The following is a 17,634-nucleotide window of genomic DNA, read 5'->3' as shown; positions in this document are numbered from 1 at the left end:
TGGCAGCGCAATTATTTTTCGGTTACCTCTGAAGCTGTGGGGTGTATGATTATTTTCATACATAAATATAGGTCTATTTTCTTACAAAAGGGTGAATTTAGTGCAAATGAACGAAATGGATTTAGTGATATTAGATAGTACCATCGAAGCTATGAAGCAGGTAATTATGCATCCCTTGGAGGTGTCTTCACCTGATCTAATAAAGCAAGGATTCGCACAGCAAGGAATTGCGGTGTTGATCGGCATTGTAGGCAACGTACAGGGAAGATTGGTATTCCACGCTGAGCCCGAGATTTTTAGCAGACTAGGTGAAACGATGTTCGGTATGCCGCTCGAGGGTGAAATGTTACATAGCTTTATTGGAGAAGTGGCGAATATGATCGCGGGTAACACATCGACCATTTTGTCTGCAAAAGGTAAGCATGTTGATATTACCCCTCCGACCATATTAAAAGGAGATTTAAAAATATTTGGTTTCGAATCAGGTGTTCAAATATCTGTCCAAGTCCAGGGAATCGGAGTAATCCATATCGCGATGTTGTTTCATAACTAAGGGGGAGCACAATGATGAAGAAGATTTTAATTGTAGATGATGCGGCATTTATGCGGCTTGTATTAAAAACGATGCTGGAGAAAAACGGATTCGAAGTCGTAGGGGAAGCAGCGAACGGATTGGAAGCGATAGAGAAGTATAAGACGCTTACGCCGGATCTGGTTACGATGGATATTACGATGCCGGTCATGGAAGGAATTGAGGCAGTTAAACGAATTAAAGAGGTAGACGGCGGGGCCAAGATTATTATGTGCTCCGCTATGGGGCAGCAGACTATGGTCGTGCAGTCACTACAGGCAGGGGCCAGAGATTTTATTGTGAAGCCATTTCAAGAAGAAAGAGTATTAGAATCCATTCGTAGAGTCATTTAAATGTAAGGCGAAATCATAGAATAAGGGGTTATTATAATGAAACGTTTAAAAGGAATGTTCGGGATGAGACTCCGATCTAGAATGCTGTTTTTTATACTTGGCTCTATTATTATTTTACTAGCAGGAATGATATACACCATTATTGTATTTTCGGGTAGTCGAACGATGGATTCAGCCATGTCTCTGTCTGAGACCGCAGGAGAGAAAATCGGTGTATCGGTTCAGAATGAGTTGGATACCACGATGGGGATTGCTCGTACTTTGGCACATAACTTTGAAATCATGAAGGATACTGGGGAAACGAACCGTGCAACGGTCGACGCCATTTTAAAAGATGTACTGGAAGACAACGATAATTATTTAGCTGCCTGGACGATTTGGGAAGCGAATGAGTTTGATGGTAAGGACCTGGATTATCGAAATACAGCAGGCACGAATCAGAGCGGTAGATTAATTCCATATTGGAAAAGGACGGATCAAGGGATAGAGCTGAGTGCGCTGCAAAGTTATGACAAAGAGGGCGTAGGTGATTACTATCTATTGACCAAGAAAAGTGGGAAGGAGACAATTTTAGATCCGTATAAAGAGATCATTAACGATAGAGAAGTCATGATGACCTCTCTTGTCGTTCCGATTAAAGAGGATGATAAGGTCATAGGAGCTGTTGGTATCGATATTGATCTGGAGAAGCTGCAAGCTATGATGGATCAATTCAAGCTGTTTAAGACAGGGTATGCTCACCTCTATTCCAATGAAGGAACAATTGTTACTTTGCCCGATAAAAGTAAGATTGGAAAAAATCTAAAAGAAGTATTTCCTAGTGAACGAGTCTCTGATATATTGGCAGCTATTCATGGAGGAAAAACGCTGAACTATAACGTTGATGGCACCTATCTGATGTACACGCCTATTCAAGTTGGACATACGGATACACCGTGGTCTGTTACGATTGTTATTCCAATGAAGGAAATAGCAGCTGATACACTGGAGCTTTTATTTTATATCATTGGTGTTGGTGTCATTACATTAATACTGCTTGGAATCATCATTGTAGTGTTAACAAACACGATTGTGAGACCTTTGAACCGCGCGGTCGTGGTCGGGGAAAGTATGGCCTTGGGTGATTTTACACAAGAGCTTCCGGAAAAATATCGGCAACGTAAGGACGAGATTGGAACTTTAGCAAACGTGTTTCATAATATAACGCAAAGTATGACCCGTATGATTGGGCAAGTGAATATGAATGCTTCACAGGTTGCAGCTGCATCGCAGCAAATATCAGCCAGTGCAGAAGAACTGGCGATGGGAAGCAGCCAGCAGGCTGAAGCTGCACAAACGATGAATGAGTTATTTAAAGAGCTCTCATATGCGATCAATGCTGTAGCCAGCAGTGCCACATCTGCTGCTGAGCTAGTGAGTCAAACTTCGGATGTTGCTTCTCAAGGCGGTACCGTCGTTCAGCAGTCCATTAAAGGCATGAATCGTGTGAGCAAGCAGGTATCGATGCTTGAGGAAGATTCAGTGCGTATCGGTGAGATCATTAAAGTGATTAACGAGATCGCAGGACAGACGAATCTGCTCGCTTTGAATGCAGCGATTGAAGCCGCCCGAGCAGGAGATCAGGGAAGAGGATTTGCTGTTGTTGCGGATGAAGTGCGTAAACTCGCGGAACGAAGCGGGGAAGCGACCAAGCAGATTTCGGTGATTATCAAGGGGATGCAGGATAATACGAATGAAAGTGTGAAGGCTGTGGAATCTGGTGTTATGACTACGGAAGAAACAGGGAATTCTTTTGATCATATAATTACTATGGTAAATGAATCTTCCAACACGGTAACGGAAATCGCTGCAGCAAGTGAAGAACAAGCGGCTCAAGCGGCTGAAGTCGTTACGGCAATCGAGAGTATTTCTGCCACTGCGGAAGAAACGGCAGCCAGCAGTCAGGAGACCGCTGCGACTGCACAATCACTGGCTCAATTGGCAGAAGAGTTGAACAATATGGTGGCAGCGTTCAAAATTAAGTAGCGTATATAATGGTAGAAGATCTACTGAAGTTGGGTAAAATGCTGTAGAGAGTACTCATACTTCATGTTAAGGAGAGCTGAAAGCCATGATTATAGGAGTTCCGAAGGAAATAAAGAATAATGAGAACCGCGTTGGGATGACACCGGGTACGGTAGTTAGCTATAGAAATTCAGGTCATGAAGTTAGGGTGCAAACCGGAGCGGGAGAGGGTATCGGATTCACTGACGAAGATTATACCATCGCTGGTGCTTTGATCGTTCCGACTGCCAGAGAAGCATGGTCTGCAGACATGGTAGTTAAGGTGAAGGAACCGCTACCTGAGGAATACCCATATTTCCGTGAAGGACTAATTCTGTATACTTATCTTCACTTAGCACCAGAAGCGGACCTGACAAAGGCACTGGTGGATTCAAAAGTAACGGCCATCGCGTATGAAACGATACAGCTGGATGATGGAAGTCTGCCACTGCTCACACCCATGAGTGAAGTAGCCGGGAGGATGTCCATTCAGATTGGAGCTCATTTTCTAGAGAAGGCTCATGGCGGCAAAGGTGTATTGCTTAGTGGAGTGCCTGGTGTGGCGCCGGGGAAGGTTGCTGTGATCGGAGGTGGCATTGTAGGAACGAATGCGGCTAGAATTGCACTTGGCATGGGAGCGGAGGTAAGCATACTTGATATTAACCCGAATCGATTGCGTCAGCTTGATGATATGTTCCAGGGTCGAATCAAGACAATCATGTCAGACCCCTTCCATATAGCAGAGACGGTCAAGGGAGCAGACCTTGTCGTGGGTGCGGTTCTTATCCCTGGAGCGCGAGCTCCTCGGTTAGTGACGGAAGAGATGGTAAAAGATATGAGTCCTGGATCCGTGATTATCGATGTAGCTATTGATCAGGGAGGTTCCATTGAAACCATTGACCGCATAACCACACACGATAATCCTACCTATCTTAAGCACGGCGTGATTCACTATGCTGTTGCCAATATGCCAGGAGCGGTAGCGCGCACCTCTACACTGGCACTTACGAATGCCACTACACCCTATGGGTTAAAAATAGCAAAACTCGGAGTGCGTGAGGCTTCGATGACGAATCGTGCTTTGGCCAAAGGAATCAATGTTATTGGCGGCAAAGTTACCTATCAGGCTGTAGCGGAAGCTCATGGTTATGCTTATACGAGTTTAGATGCATATTGGACCAGTCCTTGATGAAGCGAGGATGATGCGGTTCTCGGCAGCTATATTCCAGATTTAGTACAATAAATAGCCGTCCTGTGAAGGTACGGCTATTTGTGTTATTTAGTTATTGTCATAGCCGTCGTAGAAGTCAGATCCACCATGATCTTCATCTGCAACGGCCTGAATCTCTTCCGAGCCAATACTGATGTAATGGTATCCCTCTTCCATATGTTTTTTTAGTGCACGTTCCTTCACGAATTTCGGACTGGCTTCACCTGAGTCCTCATCATACACAAGTAAAATTCCCTCCGTCTTACGGAATAGCAGTTCATCTCTGGCTTTAAATTGCCAACTTCCCTGATAAGAATCTTTACTGACAGCTGCATAATAGTCGATTCCGTTTAGGATCTGTTGGTAGTATTCTTTTTTCTCCTCGCTCCATTTTTCTTCTGGATGGTTATAAGCTGTAATAATAGAGCATTTTAGATGAGGGTACTTCGCTTTTAACGAAATGGCTGCTTCACAGGCCCACAGATCGACTCCATATTGACCAGGTGTAATGACCCATTCCAGTCCTTCTTCAATGAGGGGGATCAGTCTTGCCTCAATCGCTTTTCGGATATAGGGAATCCCTTTATGTTTATTGTTGTATATGCCAAGCTCATGAGCTCTGTAGCCTGTAATAAGGAGATTTTTCAATTGAAGCACTTCCCTTGATGATATTTCTTACTTCTTTTTTGATGATAACACATTTATGTTGTTACGATCTCTGGAGATGTGGGTAAATACAGTAGAATACATATTTTAGGAGGAAATGATTTTGAAAAAGTGGACAGTGGCGTTACTCAGCGTGATTTTGGTGATGGGGATCACAGCATGCAGCAAAGAAGATGGAGCGGATGGAGGTACAGCGAACCCGCCAACGACAGAGCAGCCAGGAGGCAATAATGAGACGCCTGGGGAATCACCAAAGGAAGATGCTCTTCCAACCGTAGATGAACTGATTCAGAAGTCGGCAGAAGCGAGTCAGAATATGAAGAGTTTCGCCATGGATGCTGATATCAAGCAGCTGATTACTATGAGTGATGGTAAAAACAAACAGGAGCAGAACGTCGATATGTCGATGAAAATGGAAACTACATTGAATCCGATGGAGATGGTTCAAGAGATTATTATGGATGTACCTGGTGAGGGCAAGCAGAACATCAAGCAGTACATCACTCAGAATGGTGTATATTCTTCTGTAGATGGTCAATGGTTCCAACTGCCGGAAGAAAGCGTTAAAGAAATTATGTCTAGCATGGAGATGACAACCGAAGGTCCTGAGAAGCAGCTTGAGCAGTTTAAATCGATCGCCAAAGATACGAAAGTGAGCGAAGAAGGCGATGCATATATTTTGACAGCTGATGTTTCTGGTGACAGTCTGAAGGAGCTAGCGAAATCTTATATGAATCAAGCTGGTGGTTCCAATGATCAAACCGCTGCGATGATGGAGCAAATGGATATCAAGAGCATGAAGATTATTTATGGGGTGAAAAAAGACACCTATCTGCCAACCAAATCCGATGTGGATATGGTGATGTCGATGGATCAAGAAGGACAAAGTATCTCACTGGATATGAAGATGAAGAGCACGTACTCGAAGCATAATGAGATCAAGAAGATCGAAGTTCCACAAGAAGCTTTAGATGGTGCAAAAAGCCCTGATAATGTGAAGTAGATGATGAACTTTAACTAACTATAAAAACGGATGCCCTAGGGCATCCGTTTTTGTTCGTTTATTGGACGGTGACAATTACACTTCCGAAGAGCTGACCGTCAATGGATACCATAAGTCTCCATATGCCGGGAGTGGGGAGACTCATGGTAGTAGGAATCGCAGCATCTGCTCCATTGAGCTTACTAGGATGCAGTTTGGCTTCGAATATATCTATGATTTCTAGTGAATTTTGTTTCACTGCCGTAATACGAAGCTCACCAGTAAGATTCGAGTCGGATCCCCAGAAATGCCACATGTATTTATTAGGCTGGCCCGCTATAAACCCAGGATTAATGAAGCCCAGGCGGTTCGTTACACCTGTCATCTCATAATTCCCTGATCTGAATACAGGGCTTGGTTCCCATCTACTATCCGGTATATCAATCACAACATCTCCGAATTTTTCTTCCCCTGTAAATACATCAAATCTCCACAAGCCGCTGAGTGGGAGGGAGAAAGTTGATGAGACACGAGTGAAATCTTCATACTTCATATCAGATGTGATCGTAGTAGCAGGTAGCTCCTCTATCTGCATGCCAGTATCCTTATGAACCGCCGTGATGTGAATGCTCTCCCCGGTAAGTGTCTCTATAGGAACGTATAGATTCCACCAGCTTCCTGCTGGAGTTCCTGCCTGAAATTCACCCCCGGGAAAGACTTGAAGTTTCGGACTTCCGTCCTTAGCCAGATATTCCACATGAGGTGTCCAGTTACCAGGAATAGTCATGGGCCCGTTCTCTGGCTGGACCTTCTGGCTATCCAATAGATTAGGGAGGAAGATAATGAGCATTCCGAGGATGGCGAACGAGCCTAATCCTGCTACAGTAGCACGAAAAATACTTTTTTTTCTTGTCTTAGATGACCGATTACTCTTACTCGAACGATCGAGCACATCGTTCTTCATGTCTTGTGTGAAGTATGGCTTCTTAAACGGAGAGGTACGTAGCTCTTTAGTCCAATCTTGTTCTTTTTCGTTCTCAGGGTGGCTCATTTATGCTTCATCTCCTTTTAGCAGCACTTCCATGCGAACACGGGCACGATGAAGTCGTGATTTAACTGTACCTTCAGAAATATCAAGGAGAGCTGCAATTTCACGTCTCGGTATCTGGTAATGAAATTCGAGGAGCAATACCTCTCTGAGTTTGAAAGGTAAACTGAGTACATGCTGCCATATTCGAGATACTTCCATACTCCCGATGGCTTCCATTTCAGCGGATCGTTGATGACTCTTTGGTGATACCCAGTCGACAAGCGTGACCTTACGGATGAATGCGGATTTAAGGTAGTTTATGGTCAAATTGCGAGCAATGGCGAACAACCAAGTCTTCACGGAGCTGCGACCTTCGAAGTGCTGAATATGTTGAAGTGCTCTCAGAAAGACCTCTTGGCTGATGTCATCTGCTACATCACGACGCTTTGTGAGGAAATATACATAATTCCACACATCCTGTCCATAGGCCTCCATCATCTCGGTTAATACAGTGCTGGGATTATCAACGCCGACCATGTTATTCAAATATTCCAAGCCCAATCGCCTCACCTCTCTATTCATTAGACAACAGAGTTATCGTTTGGTTCCAGAAATACTAAAAAAACGATAAGTGTAGCGTAAACAATTCATCTTGCTGAAATTATCGGAAAGGAGACATATAATAAAGTTACATGTTTTGGGTAATGGATGGAAGGGAGCAGCCGCGATGGGGATATATTTTAAAGATAATTTTTTTAGTGCGGGTATGACCGACATTATGAATGAAGCCGGTGATATTCTTGGACATGTAGATTTGAAAAGTGCCTTTGGTTCTTCTCTAGATGTGTATGATCAGGCAGGAACTAGGGTTTGTGGAGGGAAGTTTCGCTTCTTCTCGAACAAGTGGGAAGTTTCGGATGCTAATGAATATGAGCTTGGTGTGCTCCGCATGCGTATGAGTTTTTTTACGAAAAAATTCGAATATGATGCCGGAGAACGTGGGATCTATGAAATTACATCCCCATCCTTCTCTAAGGAATATGAGGTGCAGGGAGAAGACGGACGAATAATTGCTAGCTTCAGACAGACGAGCAATTGGCTGCAATCCGGAGCTTTTTATTTGGCGAATGGTAGTGAGCGTCTTGGTGACTGGGAGCTGATTGCTATCGTTATGGGTGTTCATGCCATTCGTAAACGAGCCAATAACAGTTCTGCTTAAGATCTATGAACGAAGCTGAAATCTTAACAATAGTCATTCCATTAGTACAAAATGTCAATCACAGGAGGGAGCAAACATGCACGAGATTATGGATCATCTGGACCACGGGCTCTCCATCCTCTTTATTGGCTTTAATCCAAGTCTGCGTTCTGGTGAAGTGGGACATCATTATGCGAATCCTCGGAATAATTTCTGGCGCATATTGCACCGATCGGGGTTAACGCCTCGTCTATATGACACTTCGGAGGATGGTGAACTACTGAAACTAGGATACGGGTTTACGAATATTGTCGCTAGGCCTACGCGCGGCGCGGAAGATATTACCCGTGAAGAGTACGAAGAGGGACGTGAAATACTGAGAGTGAAGCTAGAACAGTATCGTCCGCGCATCGCCTGTTTTGTAGGTAAAGGAGTGTATACTGAATACAGCCGTAAGTCTCAAGTGAAATGGGGCTTTCAGCGGGAGTCCGTTGTAGATGGAGTACTGGAATTTGTAGCCCCTTCCTCAAGTGGCTTGGTTCGTATGAAGATGGATGACATTATCGGAATTTATCAGCAACTCAGTGACTTCATTCAAAATGAAGGGGAATTTGGTTGTTGATTCGTTAGCGTAATGGGAAGAGAAAAAGGAGTGCCAATGTTCATCTGAACGTTGGCACTCCTTTGTTGTTAAGTTCTGGCGATTAATGATTCGAATAATCTTGCTCTTTAAGTTATCGAAGCTTTGCTGGATCAATTCTAGGAACAAGTCCTTCATCTGCTGCACGAGTCAGCAGTGCAGATACAGCCGCAAACCCATCATCTCCAAGATCTCCAGTAAATGAATTCACATATAAGCCGATGTGTGCATCCACCACTTCTACATCCATCTCCTGGGCATGGCTCAATACATACTCACGGGAAGCTTCCGGATGAGCCCATGCGTATTCGACGGACGCCCGAGTCCATGCGGTAATCTGATCTAGGTCTAGGCTGCGACGCGCGATGATCGCACCGAGTGGGATGGGGAGCCCTGTATCGGATTCCCACCAGCTTCCAAGATCGGTCATGAGTTTGAGGTCATAAGAAGGATAGGTGAATCGGGCTTCATGAATGACAAGCCCTGCATCAACTTCTCCATCTCGGACAGCAGGCATGATCCGGTCGAACGGCATAACAATAATCTCACCGAAACCGCCAGGAACGTTCTGTGCAGCCCAGAGTCGGAAGAGAAGGTATGCGGTAGAGCGTTCACTCGGGACAGCGACCTTGCGACCTGACAAGAAGGTAGGATCAGCTGAGTTCACAGATGGATCCCAAGATGATCCATTAGTCAGCAGAAGCGGGCCGCATCCACGTCCAAGCGCTCCCCCACATGGAATTAGTGCATATTCTTCGAGAACCCACGGCAATGCAGCATATGAAATTTTGAGTACATCATGGTCAGTTGGATTCTTTCCAGAGGCCCAGTTGTTCGTCATATCGATATCTGCATAAGTCACTTCCAATTCAGGTGCACCAGGAATAAGGTTATGTGCCCATGCGTGAAAGACAAAGGTGTCATTCGGACACGGAGAAAAGGCGATTTTCATGTCAGCACCTCCGGTAGTTTTGAACTTGCAACTTCTAATACTTGCAGTGCTTCAGGTATTCGCCAGGCTTCACGGTCACGAGGACCTACCAGATTAGATATGGCACGGATTTCAAAGACAGGAAGTTCGAAATCCTGTGCAGCCTGTGCTACACCGAATCCTTCCATAGCCTCTCCAGCAGCTCCAGGGACACGGGCTGCCAGTGCCGCGGCAGTCTCGCTAGTTCCGGTTGTTGTTGATACGGAAAGGATTGGAGCATATGTTGCAGTCAGTCCTGCCGCTTGCAGCGTACGACTAAGCTGTTCTGCAAGTTCTGATGATGGCCGGATATGGGACGAACCGAAACCGAGCTCGTCCACACTAATGAATCCTTCAGGTGTTTCAGAGCCGAGATCTGCGGCAATGATCGCACTAGCTATGACAAGCGATCCGACAGGAGCTTGTCCTGGGAAGCCGCCGCCAATACCTGCGCTGATGACGAATTTATAATGACCTGACGCGAGCGTCTTTGCTGTACGAGATGCTGCCGCTGCGGGTCCCACGCCTGCGGCGATAACCTCATACTGAGTATTGCCAGCAAGTCCACGAAGCACGGCATCTCTTTCTGCGGCAACGGCCGTGACGATTAATATTTTTGGTGAAGATTCATTCATAAGTTTTCCCCCTCATCAAGCAGTTACACCTTCTTATTGTAACTTAACGTTAAAAGGTTTTCGGATGAATGTAAAGTCGGGCAGGAGATATTGAGTAAATCTTCAACGAGATACTTAACTTAACCGAAGAATATAATATGGGAATTTATAGATATCTTCGAAAGGAAAGATGAGCATGAAACTTTACGAGATAAATCCGATGTACAATAAGGTGATGACGATAGATAGTCCTGATTGGGAGGGACATCCAATAGCCAGTGATTTTGACGGTAGTTCTAAATTGAACATTTGGACTCCTTTTAAGGTTGTGACTACGCACAAAAGATTGTGTAATGATTTTCCATCCTATCGGCCTGGCGTTCCTATCGTTTCAGTTAAAGCTAAAAATATTATGGACGATCTGGTTATCAAGGAAGTAGAATTTCTACCGCTAATACATGATGATTTTAATTTGTTTATTATGAATGTAACTAATGTTCTGGAATGTGTTGATTGGGAGAGATCATCATTCGAAAGATACCCTACAGGTAAATTTTCCAATTTTAATAAACTAGTATTTGATTTTAACAAGATCACTTCGGATACTAGCATCTTTAAAATCAAGGAAATGAAGACATCCGTTTTTGTTACGGACGCATTTAAACGACTAATTGAAAAAAATGAATTGAAAGGTATTGAATTTTCTGTCGTCTGCGACTCCGAGTTCACAGAGGAAATGGAAAGACAGCAGCAGATGCAATACCAAACAGCTTTAGCAGAAATAGAGCGAAACAAAGGGACTGAATTCAGTTATGATGAAGCATTGGATAAGACACATGAAGGAAGAGCAGTGGCCAGTAGGGAATGGAAAATGCAGCGTGATGCTCAAGGGAGGTTATGGCTTGGAAGTTTGACGCTCGACCTGACATACCAGTGGTTGAGACCCGTCTACATTCCGCCAATATTGTTACTGCAACAATGGCATGAGGTTGAAAAGACAGATATCTGTTTGGTCGGAGAAAAATAAAAAAACGCATACTATGCTGCTATACAGGACTATTGTACCTTCTTAGAAAAATACATATAATGGAACACTAGAGAAGTACTTACTATTAAGGAAGGGACAACAATGCCTAGAAAATTTGGTTTATTGTTATTGGGACTGATTGTAGCTAGCACAGTGACACTTTATTTGGAGGGAAGTCCAACGGCTAAACGTTGGATGGAAGTTGTAGAGAGGAAGTTAAGAGAGCCAAAGATTGATAGTCTTGTCATGTCACAACCTAAGGTAATAGAGAAAGAGACGATTAGCTTTCTTGGTAAACCGACTGAAATTGATCGGAGTGGAGAGATACTAATTAGCTATGAGGCAATTGAAAAGATCAATTCACGAATGCTGAAGCAGCTTATTAGTGACAAAGAGAAAGGTTTGGAGATTTATGGTTCTTCCCAGTATAGCGGCAGATTTCTAGCCGTGTATGATGTGATCGATTCGCTTCCGGCCACCGTTAATCGGCATTTGAAGAATCATGTACTTGAGAATCGGTGGGGGCCAGATCATGATAACATTCAAATTGATTTAGAGGGGTACTCTATATTTTTGTATTATTTTAAAAATGATGACGGAAGCTATCAAAAGATCTCTAACGTCCGCTGGATCCCATCCGAGTTAAAGGACCAAGAGCTTCAGTATGAACGATATGAGGAGCAGTTGGATCTTGAAATAGGGCCTAATTATTCGGTTAACAACGAGTATTTGGATGTGTTTGCTCGCTCAGACATGGAGATGCAGAACAGAGAACAAAGACGAGAGCGAATTTATAAATTGCGAGATCGCTACATAACGAAAGACACTCTTGGAGCAAGCGCAATCCTTCCTTTCAAAAAAAATTAACCGCTTTCAATCGTTCTAGCATTCACAGTAAGCACGATTGGTATATAATGATTACACAACTAGATAAAGACGGAGGTTTGATAGCTTTGCGAAAAAAAGGTGCAAACGGACAAGAAAGTAGAGCGAGACTGCTCACAGTTGCGGCAAGTGAATTTGCGCGGTCTGGTTATCACAAAACAAAAATCAGCACCATTGTTTCACGGGCCGGACTAACCCAGCCGTCGTTTTACCTTTATTTTGAAAGTAAAGAGGCTGTGTTTAACGAACTGATGGATAAATTTCGCTCACAGCTGAAGGAACTTGTAATAGATAGTAGGTTGGAAACGGGAATTAGCCGAGAAGATGTTCCTTCTCGAATTAGAGCCGTACTTGGCAACTTATTTGGATTTTTAGAGCAAGACCCGGATTTGACCCAGATCGGGTTTTTCATAGGTGAGTATGCAGAAGAGATTAAGGAAGAACTCACTAGCATACTTGCGCACAATTTGAGGGCTGAACAGGCAGAAGGATATTTTCAACAAGAAATTGATATGACGATTGTTGCAGAATGTCTAGTGGGAGCAATTGAAAGATTGACTTTACAGGAGCTGCTTAGCGGTAAGCGGACGGCTGATGAGCTGGCACATCAGGTAGTAAATTTATATTTGTTCGGCATTCGTGCACATCGAGAATCATAAAAAGAGGGGACCTTCATGAAACAGGTCCCCTCTTTTTATCGTCCGCTCTATTTCTCTGCCTCCAACGATTCATGTGAATCCATAGGAGGGCGTTTACCCCTCTTTAACTCTCGCAAAGACAGACCGAAGTCCATCTGAAGGTGTGGATAGTCGGGGAAGTTCGTCCAATCGCCGCCCCACTCGAAGCCGAGATCCTTAGCAATGGCTACGACCTCTAACCAGTCGGATTTTCCATTTCCATTACCGTCATACTCCATATCCCAGATCACACTCCCATCCTTCAGGCGGAGGGCAAAGTCGATAGCAAGACCGTAATTATGTAGCGATTCACCTGCTCTGGCGTTCGTTACAATATTTCCTTCGCTGCTTCTTCCTTTGCTATACAGGCGGTTCTGCTCATCATCACTTCGATAACCATCCGTAATCATTATTCGAATGCCGATTTCCCGAGCGTGAGCCACAAGTTTATTCTTCTGGGCGAGCACTACAGGGTGGATATCGGTAACAGGAGTGGGATCCTCCTCATTTATATCGGGCAAAATATCTGGTAAAGACGTTGATAACTGCATATATAAAATAGCAAGCAAAATAGCAATAAAGATAAATAATGTCGATCTTGATCTTCTGCGTTTGACTTGTGCCATATCGTCTCTAAGTTACCTACTTTCATCGTTGATACGTTTATAACGATTATATCGGTTATTTAGTCTTCATTCCAATAGAGTGATTTTCCATGTTAATTCTCAGAATCTACGATCTGTTAGCCTTTTTTCATAGAGATGCTATATTGTACAGACCGTTTCTATATGCAAGCATAAGATAGATTAAGCCACCACAAGATATACGTCCTCCCGCTCTCCTGATCTGTTAGCCAGTGCCCGTTTCAAACGGGTGCTGGCATTTTTTCTTTTGTATAGTCTGTAAGGAAAATACGGATATAGAAATCGTATGAAAGTTCGATAGAATTTCATGCATAATGAAGCAATGATTTTTGCATGCTAATGGTAATTACACGTTATCTGGATTTGAAAGGGGAGACTTAAATGACTAGTATTCAATCCATAGCAAGCAGATTGGGTCAAGTATCCGGAATGCTATCAGAGATACAGCAGAGTGGAAATGCAGAGCAGCTGGAGGCAGTGCTGAATGATTTGGGGCAGGTGGATGCTGAATTGAAGAGTGCTCAGGCAGAATTCACGCCCGAAACATCAGAAACGATGAGGAAAGATCTGGTTCATTGCCGAATGGCACTTCACGGTATGCTAAGTCTCGTATCGGATATTCGTTCGGAGACGGCTGAGCGATATCGTCAAGTATTGGGGGAGCAGAAAACTTCTTTCGAGCAGATGGATGAGTCTACGCAGCAGGGTGCTCATCCTGAGGCTTATCAACACAGACAGATGTTTAAACAGATGGATGTAGTCAGCAGTCAGCTTCATCAGCTGAATGGTGCCATGATGGATGCAGGGTTTCAGGCCGGACGTGGCCAACAGAGTGACATCGAGACAACTTACGGGGACAGCGTCATGAATGATCCAACAACTGGAACAGATTCCACGAATTACTCCTGAGGACGGAGTATTAGACAAGATTTTCACTCTGGATAATGGATCTAGCAGATAAACTTAATATGATACCAAAACAAAGGAAGAGGGTGCTTAGGTTAATAAACCTAACGCACCCTCTTATACATTAACCTTCTTTACGCCACTGCTCAACAGCCGTGTGAAGACGAGTCATGGCTTCTTGCGCCGTAGCACGTGTACAAGCGACATTCATACGCATGAATCCTTCTGCGTTCTTTCCGAAAGTGGTTCCGTTATTCATGCCGATTTTAGCTTTCTGAACTAGAAAGCGGTTCAAGTCATCTTGGGCCATCCCGAGCCCCCTAAAATCGATAAAGAGGAGGTATGTGGCTTCGGGCAGCGCAACTTTTACTTCAGGAATATGCTGCTCTAAATAGTCTTTGATATACTCCATGTTTCCACGCAAGTAGGTCAGCAAACCATCAAGCCATTCCCCACCTTCACGGTAGGCAGCTTCCGTAGCGGCCGCACCCATGGGTGTGATTGACCCTAGCGCATATTTTTGGAGAGCTTTCTCGAATCGGCGGCGAAGCTTATCATTCGGAATAATGATGTTCGCTGTATTCAGCCCGGCGATATTGAATGTTTTGCTTGGGGCTGTACAGATGAAAGAGCGATTCATAGCGTCCTCAGAAAGAGCGGCGAATGGTGTGTGGGATCCTGCTTGGTAAATCAGATCAGCGTGGATTTCATCCGATACCACGAGCACATCATATTGTTCACAAAGTGCAGCCAGACGAGAAAGTTCCTCACGCGTCCATACTCGACCTACCGGATTATGAGGACTACATAGGATGATCATTTTTACGCGGCCACCGGAAAGGCTTCGCTCAAGATCTTCAAAATCCATCTCATAATCACCCTGATCATTCACCTGAAGTGGATTCAGTACAAGCTCTCGTCCATGATCCTTAACGACACTGTAGAAAGGCGGATATACCGGGGTCTGGATGATCACCTGATCATCAGGCTCTGTGAAGGATTCAACGATCAGGCTCAGTGCAGGTACGACACCGGGACAGAATTGAATCCACTGTGGTTGAATACTCCAGTTATGACGAACATTCATCCAGTTGGATATCGCTTCGCGGTACGAATCAGTTTGAAGGGTATAACCGAAAACACCATGTTCCACGCGGTTATGCATTGCACGAACAACGGCCGGAGGTGCTGCGAAATCCATATCTGCCACCCACATGGGAAGTGCATCTTCAACGCCAAATATGGCGGGGATGTGATCCCATTTCAGTGAAGCGGTACGGCTGCGGTCAATAGTTAAGTCAAAATCAAATTTCATTCAATCTCCTCCAAGCGATGACAAGTGTGATTAAGCTACAAGTTTGGCAATAGATATTAAGCCGGTAATAGTAATAACGTTCAGAATGGTTGACAGAAGTACAGTCTGTGCTGCAAAGTCGGGTTCATTCTGATATTCTTCCGCAAGAATGGATGTGTTTACTCCTACTGGCATACCTGATGCAATAATGAGGGCTTGAGCTGGAATTCCTTTGAGTCCAAGTGCGAATACAATAAGTACACCGATTGCAGGTGCAACAAGCAGCCGCAGAGCTACGCTTAAGTATACATCAAGTCGACGCAGTCGCAGTGGATACTTGATAATCTGAGCCCCAAGCGTTAATAGCGCAATGGCGACCAGAGATTGATCAGCATAGATCAGTGGCCGAGAAACAAAGACCGGAAGTGGAACGGCAAGGGCATGCAGCAATAATCCTAGAATAAGAGCGTAGGGAACCGGCATTTTTAGAAATCCGATAATAGCATGTCGGTATAATCCTTGTGTTTTGGCCCCTTGAATAGAAATAACCCCAAAAGTAAATGTAAGCAGACTTTGCAGGGACATGATGAGCGCTTGTACAGAGCTGGCTAGAGGGTCCCCTTTAAACGCAAGGTCATTGATTGGTAGTCCGTAGTTTCCTGCATTGTCGAGAATAAGACTGTTCGTAAAAGCGGCTCTCATGCCAGGACTAAATTTGCGGCGTGCAGCCATCAGGCGTCCAATGAGATAGAGCGCTAATACATATATCGCATAGAACAGTGTGACCGTTCCAAGCAGCTTTGGAGACATTTCAGATTCATACATGCTCATGAATACAGCGGCCGGGGTGATGTAATAGAAATTGATCTTGGCCAGTGTGTATAGATCTAGTTGAAACGCCCGCTGCATGAGGATGCCGAAACCGATCAGGACAAAAATAGGCAGAACCACTTCAAGAAGGATGTCAGTGATCATAAAGGTTTTGTTCATCTTCTTTCTATCGACATAAGGCTATGTAAGCACCCAGTCATTATATCATGGTAATTCTGTTTGCACACCGTAAGAAGTGCATAATTCTGTATGATTGAAGATAAGAAGATGGCATATAAAAAAACCGCCTGATACCCTTAGAAGAGTATCGACGGTTTAATCGATTTAAGAATTAAATCAGGTATAGAATCTTACTGTGGATTGGTTGTCCAGATCCCAGCCGTTTTAACAAATACACGAGAAGGGAGTTTTAGGGTAGCTAGTGCCAATTCAGCAACATCCTCTGGCTGCATCATATGGTCCTCGGTACCAATCTTCAGCCCTGCATTAACAGCGAGGTCTGTATTAACGGTACTAGGTGTCAATGCAGTAACTCGGATGTTATGTTTACGAACCTCTTGCAGTACTGCTTCAGTCAGACCCATAACAGCAAATTTGGAGGCATTGTATGCTGAACCTGTAGCGAATCCGCGCTCTCCAGCTGTGGAAGAAATATTGATGACATCACCTTTTTGGTGCTCGATCATACCAGGAAGCACCGCACGAAGCATATGATAAGTACCCATCAGGTTAACATCCACGATACGCTTCCATTGTTCAGGCTCCATATCGAGCAAATTGCCGAACTGCGCAATACCTGCATTGTTTATGAGGATGTCGATAGCCCCGAGTTCTTGACTGATCGTAGCAAAAGCGGCTTCAGCTTCGCTCTGTATCGAAATATCAGCAATGGCGGCGACTACCTTGACGCCATATTGTTCTGTAACGAGCTTTCCTAGGGATTCAAGATCAGATGCAGTCCGGGCAACGAGACCGAGATGAACCCCTTCCTTCGCAAGGGCGAGCGCTAGTGCACGTCCGATTCCTTTACCTGCTCCGGTGATGATAGCTGTTTTATTTTTCAAGCTCATATCCGTTCACTCCTTAATTAACA

The 17,634-nt window shown here is 44.3% G+C and carries 20 protein-coding genes; 11 read left to right on the top strand and 9 right to left on the bottom strand.

Going from position 1 to position 17,634, the window contains the following annotated elements; all coding sequences use genetic code 11:
- Window positions 1-106 precede the first annotated feature (106 nt).
- The 4 genes from AC3WJJ_RS21895 to ald all read left to right on the top strand — a co-directional run bounded on the left by AC3WJJ_RS21895 (window position 107) and on the right by ald (window position 4,156).
- Window positions 107-553, top strand: a complete 447-nt coding sequence (locus tag AC3WJJ_RS21895) for a chemotaxis protein CheX (protein ID WP_492543743.1) — start codon at window positions 107-109, stop codon at window positions 551-553.
- A gap of 11 nt (window positions 554-564) precedes the next feature.
- Complete coding sequence (locus AC3WJJ_RS21890) at window positions 565-924, top strand: response regulator (RefSeq protein ID WP_492543742.1); 360 nt, start codon at window positions 565-567, stop codon at window positions 922-924.
- Between the two features lie 36 nt (window positions 925-960).
- Window positions 961-2,949: a methyl-accepting chemotaxis protein gene (locus AC3WJJ_RS21885; protein ID WP_492543741.1), complete on the top strand. Its 1,989-nt coding sequence runs from the start codon at window positions 961-963 to the stop codon at window positions 2,947-2,949.
- A gap of 85 nt (window positions 2,950-3,034) precedes the next feature.
- Complete coding sequence (gene ald, locus AC3WJJ_RS21880; RefSeq protein WP_492543740.1) at window positions 3,035-4,156, top strand: alanine dehydrogenase; 1,122 nt, start codon at window positions 3,035-3,037, stop codon at window positions 4,154-4,156.
- Between the two features lie 90 nt (window positions 4,157-4,246).
- On the opposite strand, the gene AC3WJJ_RS21875 is transcribed toward ald, so the two are convergent.
- A complete protein-coding gene (locus tag AC3WJJ_RS21875; RefSeq protein WP_492543739.1) occupies window positions 4,247-4,825 on the bottom strand; it encodes an SLOG family protein in 579 nt (192 codons plus the stop codon).
- Between the two features lie 121 nt (window positions 4,826-4,946).
- Between AC3WJJ_RS21875 and AC3WJJ_RS21870 the strand changes: the two genes are divergently transcribed.
- On the top strand, window positions 4,947-5,846 hold the full coding sequence (locus tag AC3WJJ_RS21870) for a DUF6612 family protein (protein WP_492543738.1): 900 nt from the start codon (window positions 4,947-4,949) through the stop codon (window positions 5,844-5,846).
- Window positions 5,847-5,904: 58 nt separating this feature from the next.
- Here AC3WJJ_RS21870 and AC3WJJ_RS21865 read toward each other — a convergent pair whose 3' ends face one another.
- Together AC3WJJ_RS21865 and AC3WJJ_RS21860 are read right to left on the bottom strand one after the other, a co-directional pair.
- A complete protein-coding gene (locus AC3WJJ_RS21865; protein WP_492543737.1) occupies window positions 5,905-6,876 on the bottom strand; it encodes a DUF4871 domain-containing protein in 972 nt (323 codons plus the stop codon).
- Window positions 6,877-7,410, bottom strand: a complete 534-nt coding sequence (locus AC3WJJ_RS21860; protein WP_492543736.1) for an RNA polymerase sigma factor — start codon at window positions 7,408-7,410, stop codon at window positions 6,877-6,879.
- 172 nt (window positions 7,411-7,582) lie between these two features.
- On the opposite strand from AC3WJJ_RS21860, the gene AC3WJJ_RS21855 reads away from it, so the two are divergent.
- Both AC3WJJ_RS21855 and AC3WJJ_RS21850 read left to right on the top strand, forming a co-directional pair.
- Entirely contained in the window at window positions 7,583-8,074 is a 492-nt protein-coding gene (locus AC3WJJ_RS21855) for an LURP-one-related family protein (RefSeq protein WP_492543735.1), read from the top strand.
- A 76-nt stretch (window positions 8,075-8,150) separates the two neighbouring features.
- Window positions 8,151-8,675, top strand: a complete 525-nt coding sequence (locus AC3WJJ_RS21850) for a mismatch-specific DNA-glycosylase (protein ID WP_492543734.1) — start codon at window positions 8,151-8,153, stop codon at window positions 8,673-8,675.
- Between the two features lie 112 nt (window positions 8,676-8,787).
- On the opposite strand, the gene AC3WJJ_RS21845 is transcribed toward AC3WJJ_RS21850, so the two are convergent.
- Window positions 8,788-9,645, bottom strand: a complete 858-nt coding sequence (locus AC3WJJ_RS21845; protein ID WP_492543733.1) for a 1,4-dihydroxy-6-naphtoate synthase — start codon at window positions 9,643-9,645, stop codon at window positions 8,788-8,790.
- A complete protein-coding gene (locus AC3WJJ_RS21840) occupies window positions 9,642-10,298 on the bottom strand; it encodes a futalosine hydrolase (protein WP_492543732.1) in 657 nt (218 codons plus the stop codon). The genes AC3WJJ_RS21845 and AC3WJJ_RS21840 overlap by 4 nt, the downstream gene beginning before the upstream one ends.
- A gap of 175 nt (window positions 10,299-10,473) precedes the next feature.
- On the opposite strand from AC3WJJ_RS21840, the gene AC3WJJ_RS21835 reads away from it, so the two are divergent.
- The 3 genes from AC3WJJ_RS21835 (at window position 10,474) to AC3WJJ_RS21825 (ending at window position 12,848) form a co-directional block, all read left to right on the top strand.
- Window positions 10,474-11,304: an imm11 family protein gene (locus AC3WJJ_RS21835; protein WP_492543731.1), complete on the top strand. Its 831-nt coding sequence runs from the start codon at window positions 10,474-10,476 to the stop codon at window positions 11,302-11,304.
- A 102-nt stretch (window positions 11,305-11,406) separates the two neighbouring features.
- Window positions 11,407-12,171, top strand: coding sequence for a hypothetical protein (locus AC3WJJ_RS21830; RefSeq protein WP_492543730.1), 765 nt, complete (start codon window positions 11,407-11,409; stop codon window positions 12,169-12,171).
- Window positions 12,172-12,257: 86 nt separating this feature from the next.
- Complete coding sequence (locus tag AC3WJJ_RS21825; protein ID WP_492543729.1) at window positions 12,258-12,848, top strand: TetR/AcrR family transcriptional regulator; 591 nt, start codon at window positions 12,258-12,260, stop codon at window positions 12,846-12,848.
- A gap of 47 nt (window positions 12,849-12,895) precedes the next feature.
- Here AC3WJJ_RS21825 and AC3WJJ_RS21820 read toward each other — a convergent pair whose 3' ends face one another.
- Complete coding sequence (locus AC3WJJ_RS21820) at window positions 12,896-13,492, bottom strand: M15 family metallopeptidase (protein ID WP_492543728.1); 597 nt, start codon at window positions 13,490-13,492, stop codon at window positions 12,896-12,898.
- Between the two features lie 399 nt (window positions 13,493-13,891).
- Here AC3WJJ_RS21820 and AC3WJJ_RS21815 point away from each other — a divergent pair, with 399 nt between their 5' ends.
- Window positions 13,892-14,419 carry a hypothetical protein gene (locus AC3WJJ_RS21815; protein ID WP_492543727.1) on the top strand — a complete coding sequence of 176 codons (528 nt, stop codon included), beginning with the start codon at window positions 13,892-13,894 and terminating at the stop codon, window positions 14,417-14,419.
- A gap of 121 nt (window positions 14,420-14,540) precedes the next feature.
- Here AC3WJJ_RS21815 and AC3WJJ_RS21810 read toward each other — a convergent pair whose 3' ends face one another.
- From AC3WJJ_RS21810 to AC3WJJ_RS21800, 3 genes are all read right to left on the bottom strand, one after another.
- Window positions 14,541-15,731, bottom strand: a complete 1,191-nt coding sequence (locus AC3WJJ_RS21810) for a MalY/PatB family protein (protein ID WP_492543726.1) — start codon at window positions 15,729-15,731, stop codon at window positions 14,541-14,543.
- 30 nt (window positions 15,732-15,761) lie between these two features.
- The gene (locus AC3WJJ_RS21805) at window positions 15,762-16,685 is read right to left on the bottom strand and encodes an AEC family transporter (protein WP_492544045.1); all 924 of its coding nucleotides are present in this window, start codon (window positions 16,683-16,685) and stop codon (window positions 15,762-15,764) included.
- 206 nt (window positions 16,686-16,891) lie between these two features.
- A complete protein-coding gene (locus tag AC3WJJ_RS21800; protein WP_492543725.1) occupies window positions 16,892-17,611 on the bottom strand; it encodes a 3-ketoacyl-ACP reductase in 720 nt (239 codons plus the stop codon).
- Window positions 17,612-17,634 lie beyond the last annotated feature (23 nt).

It is taken from the genome of Paenibacillus sp. FW507-14B1B (assembly GCF_058781425.1).
This window is presented reverse-complemented; position numbering and strand designations above follow the sequence as displayed.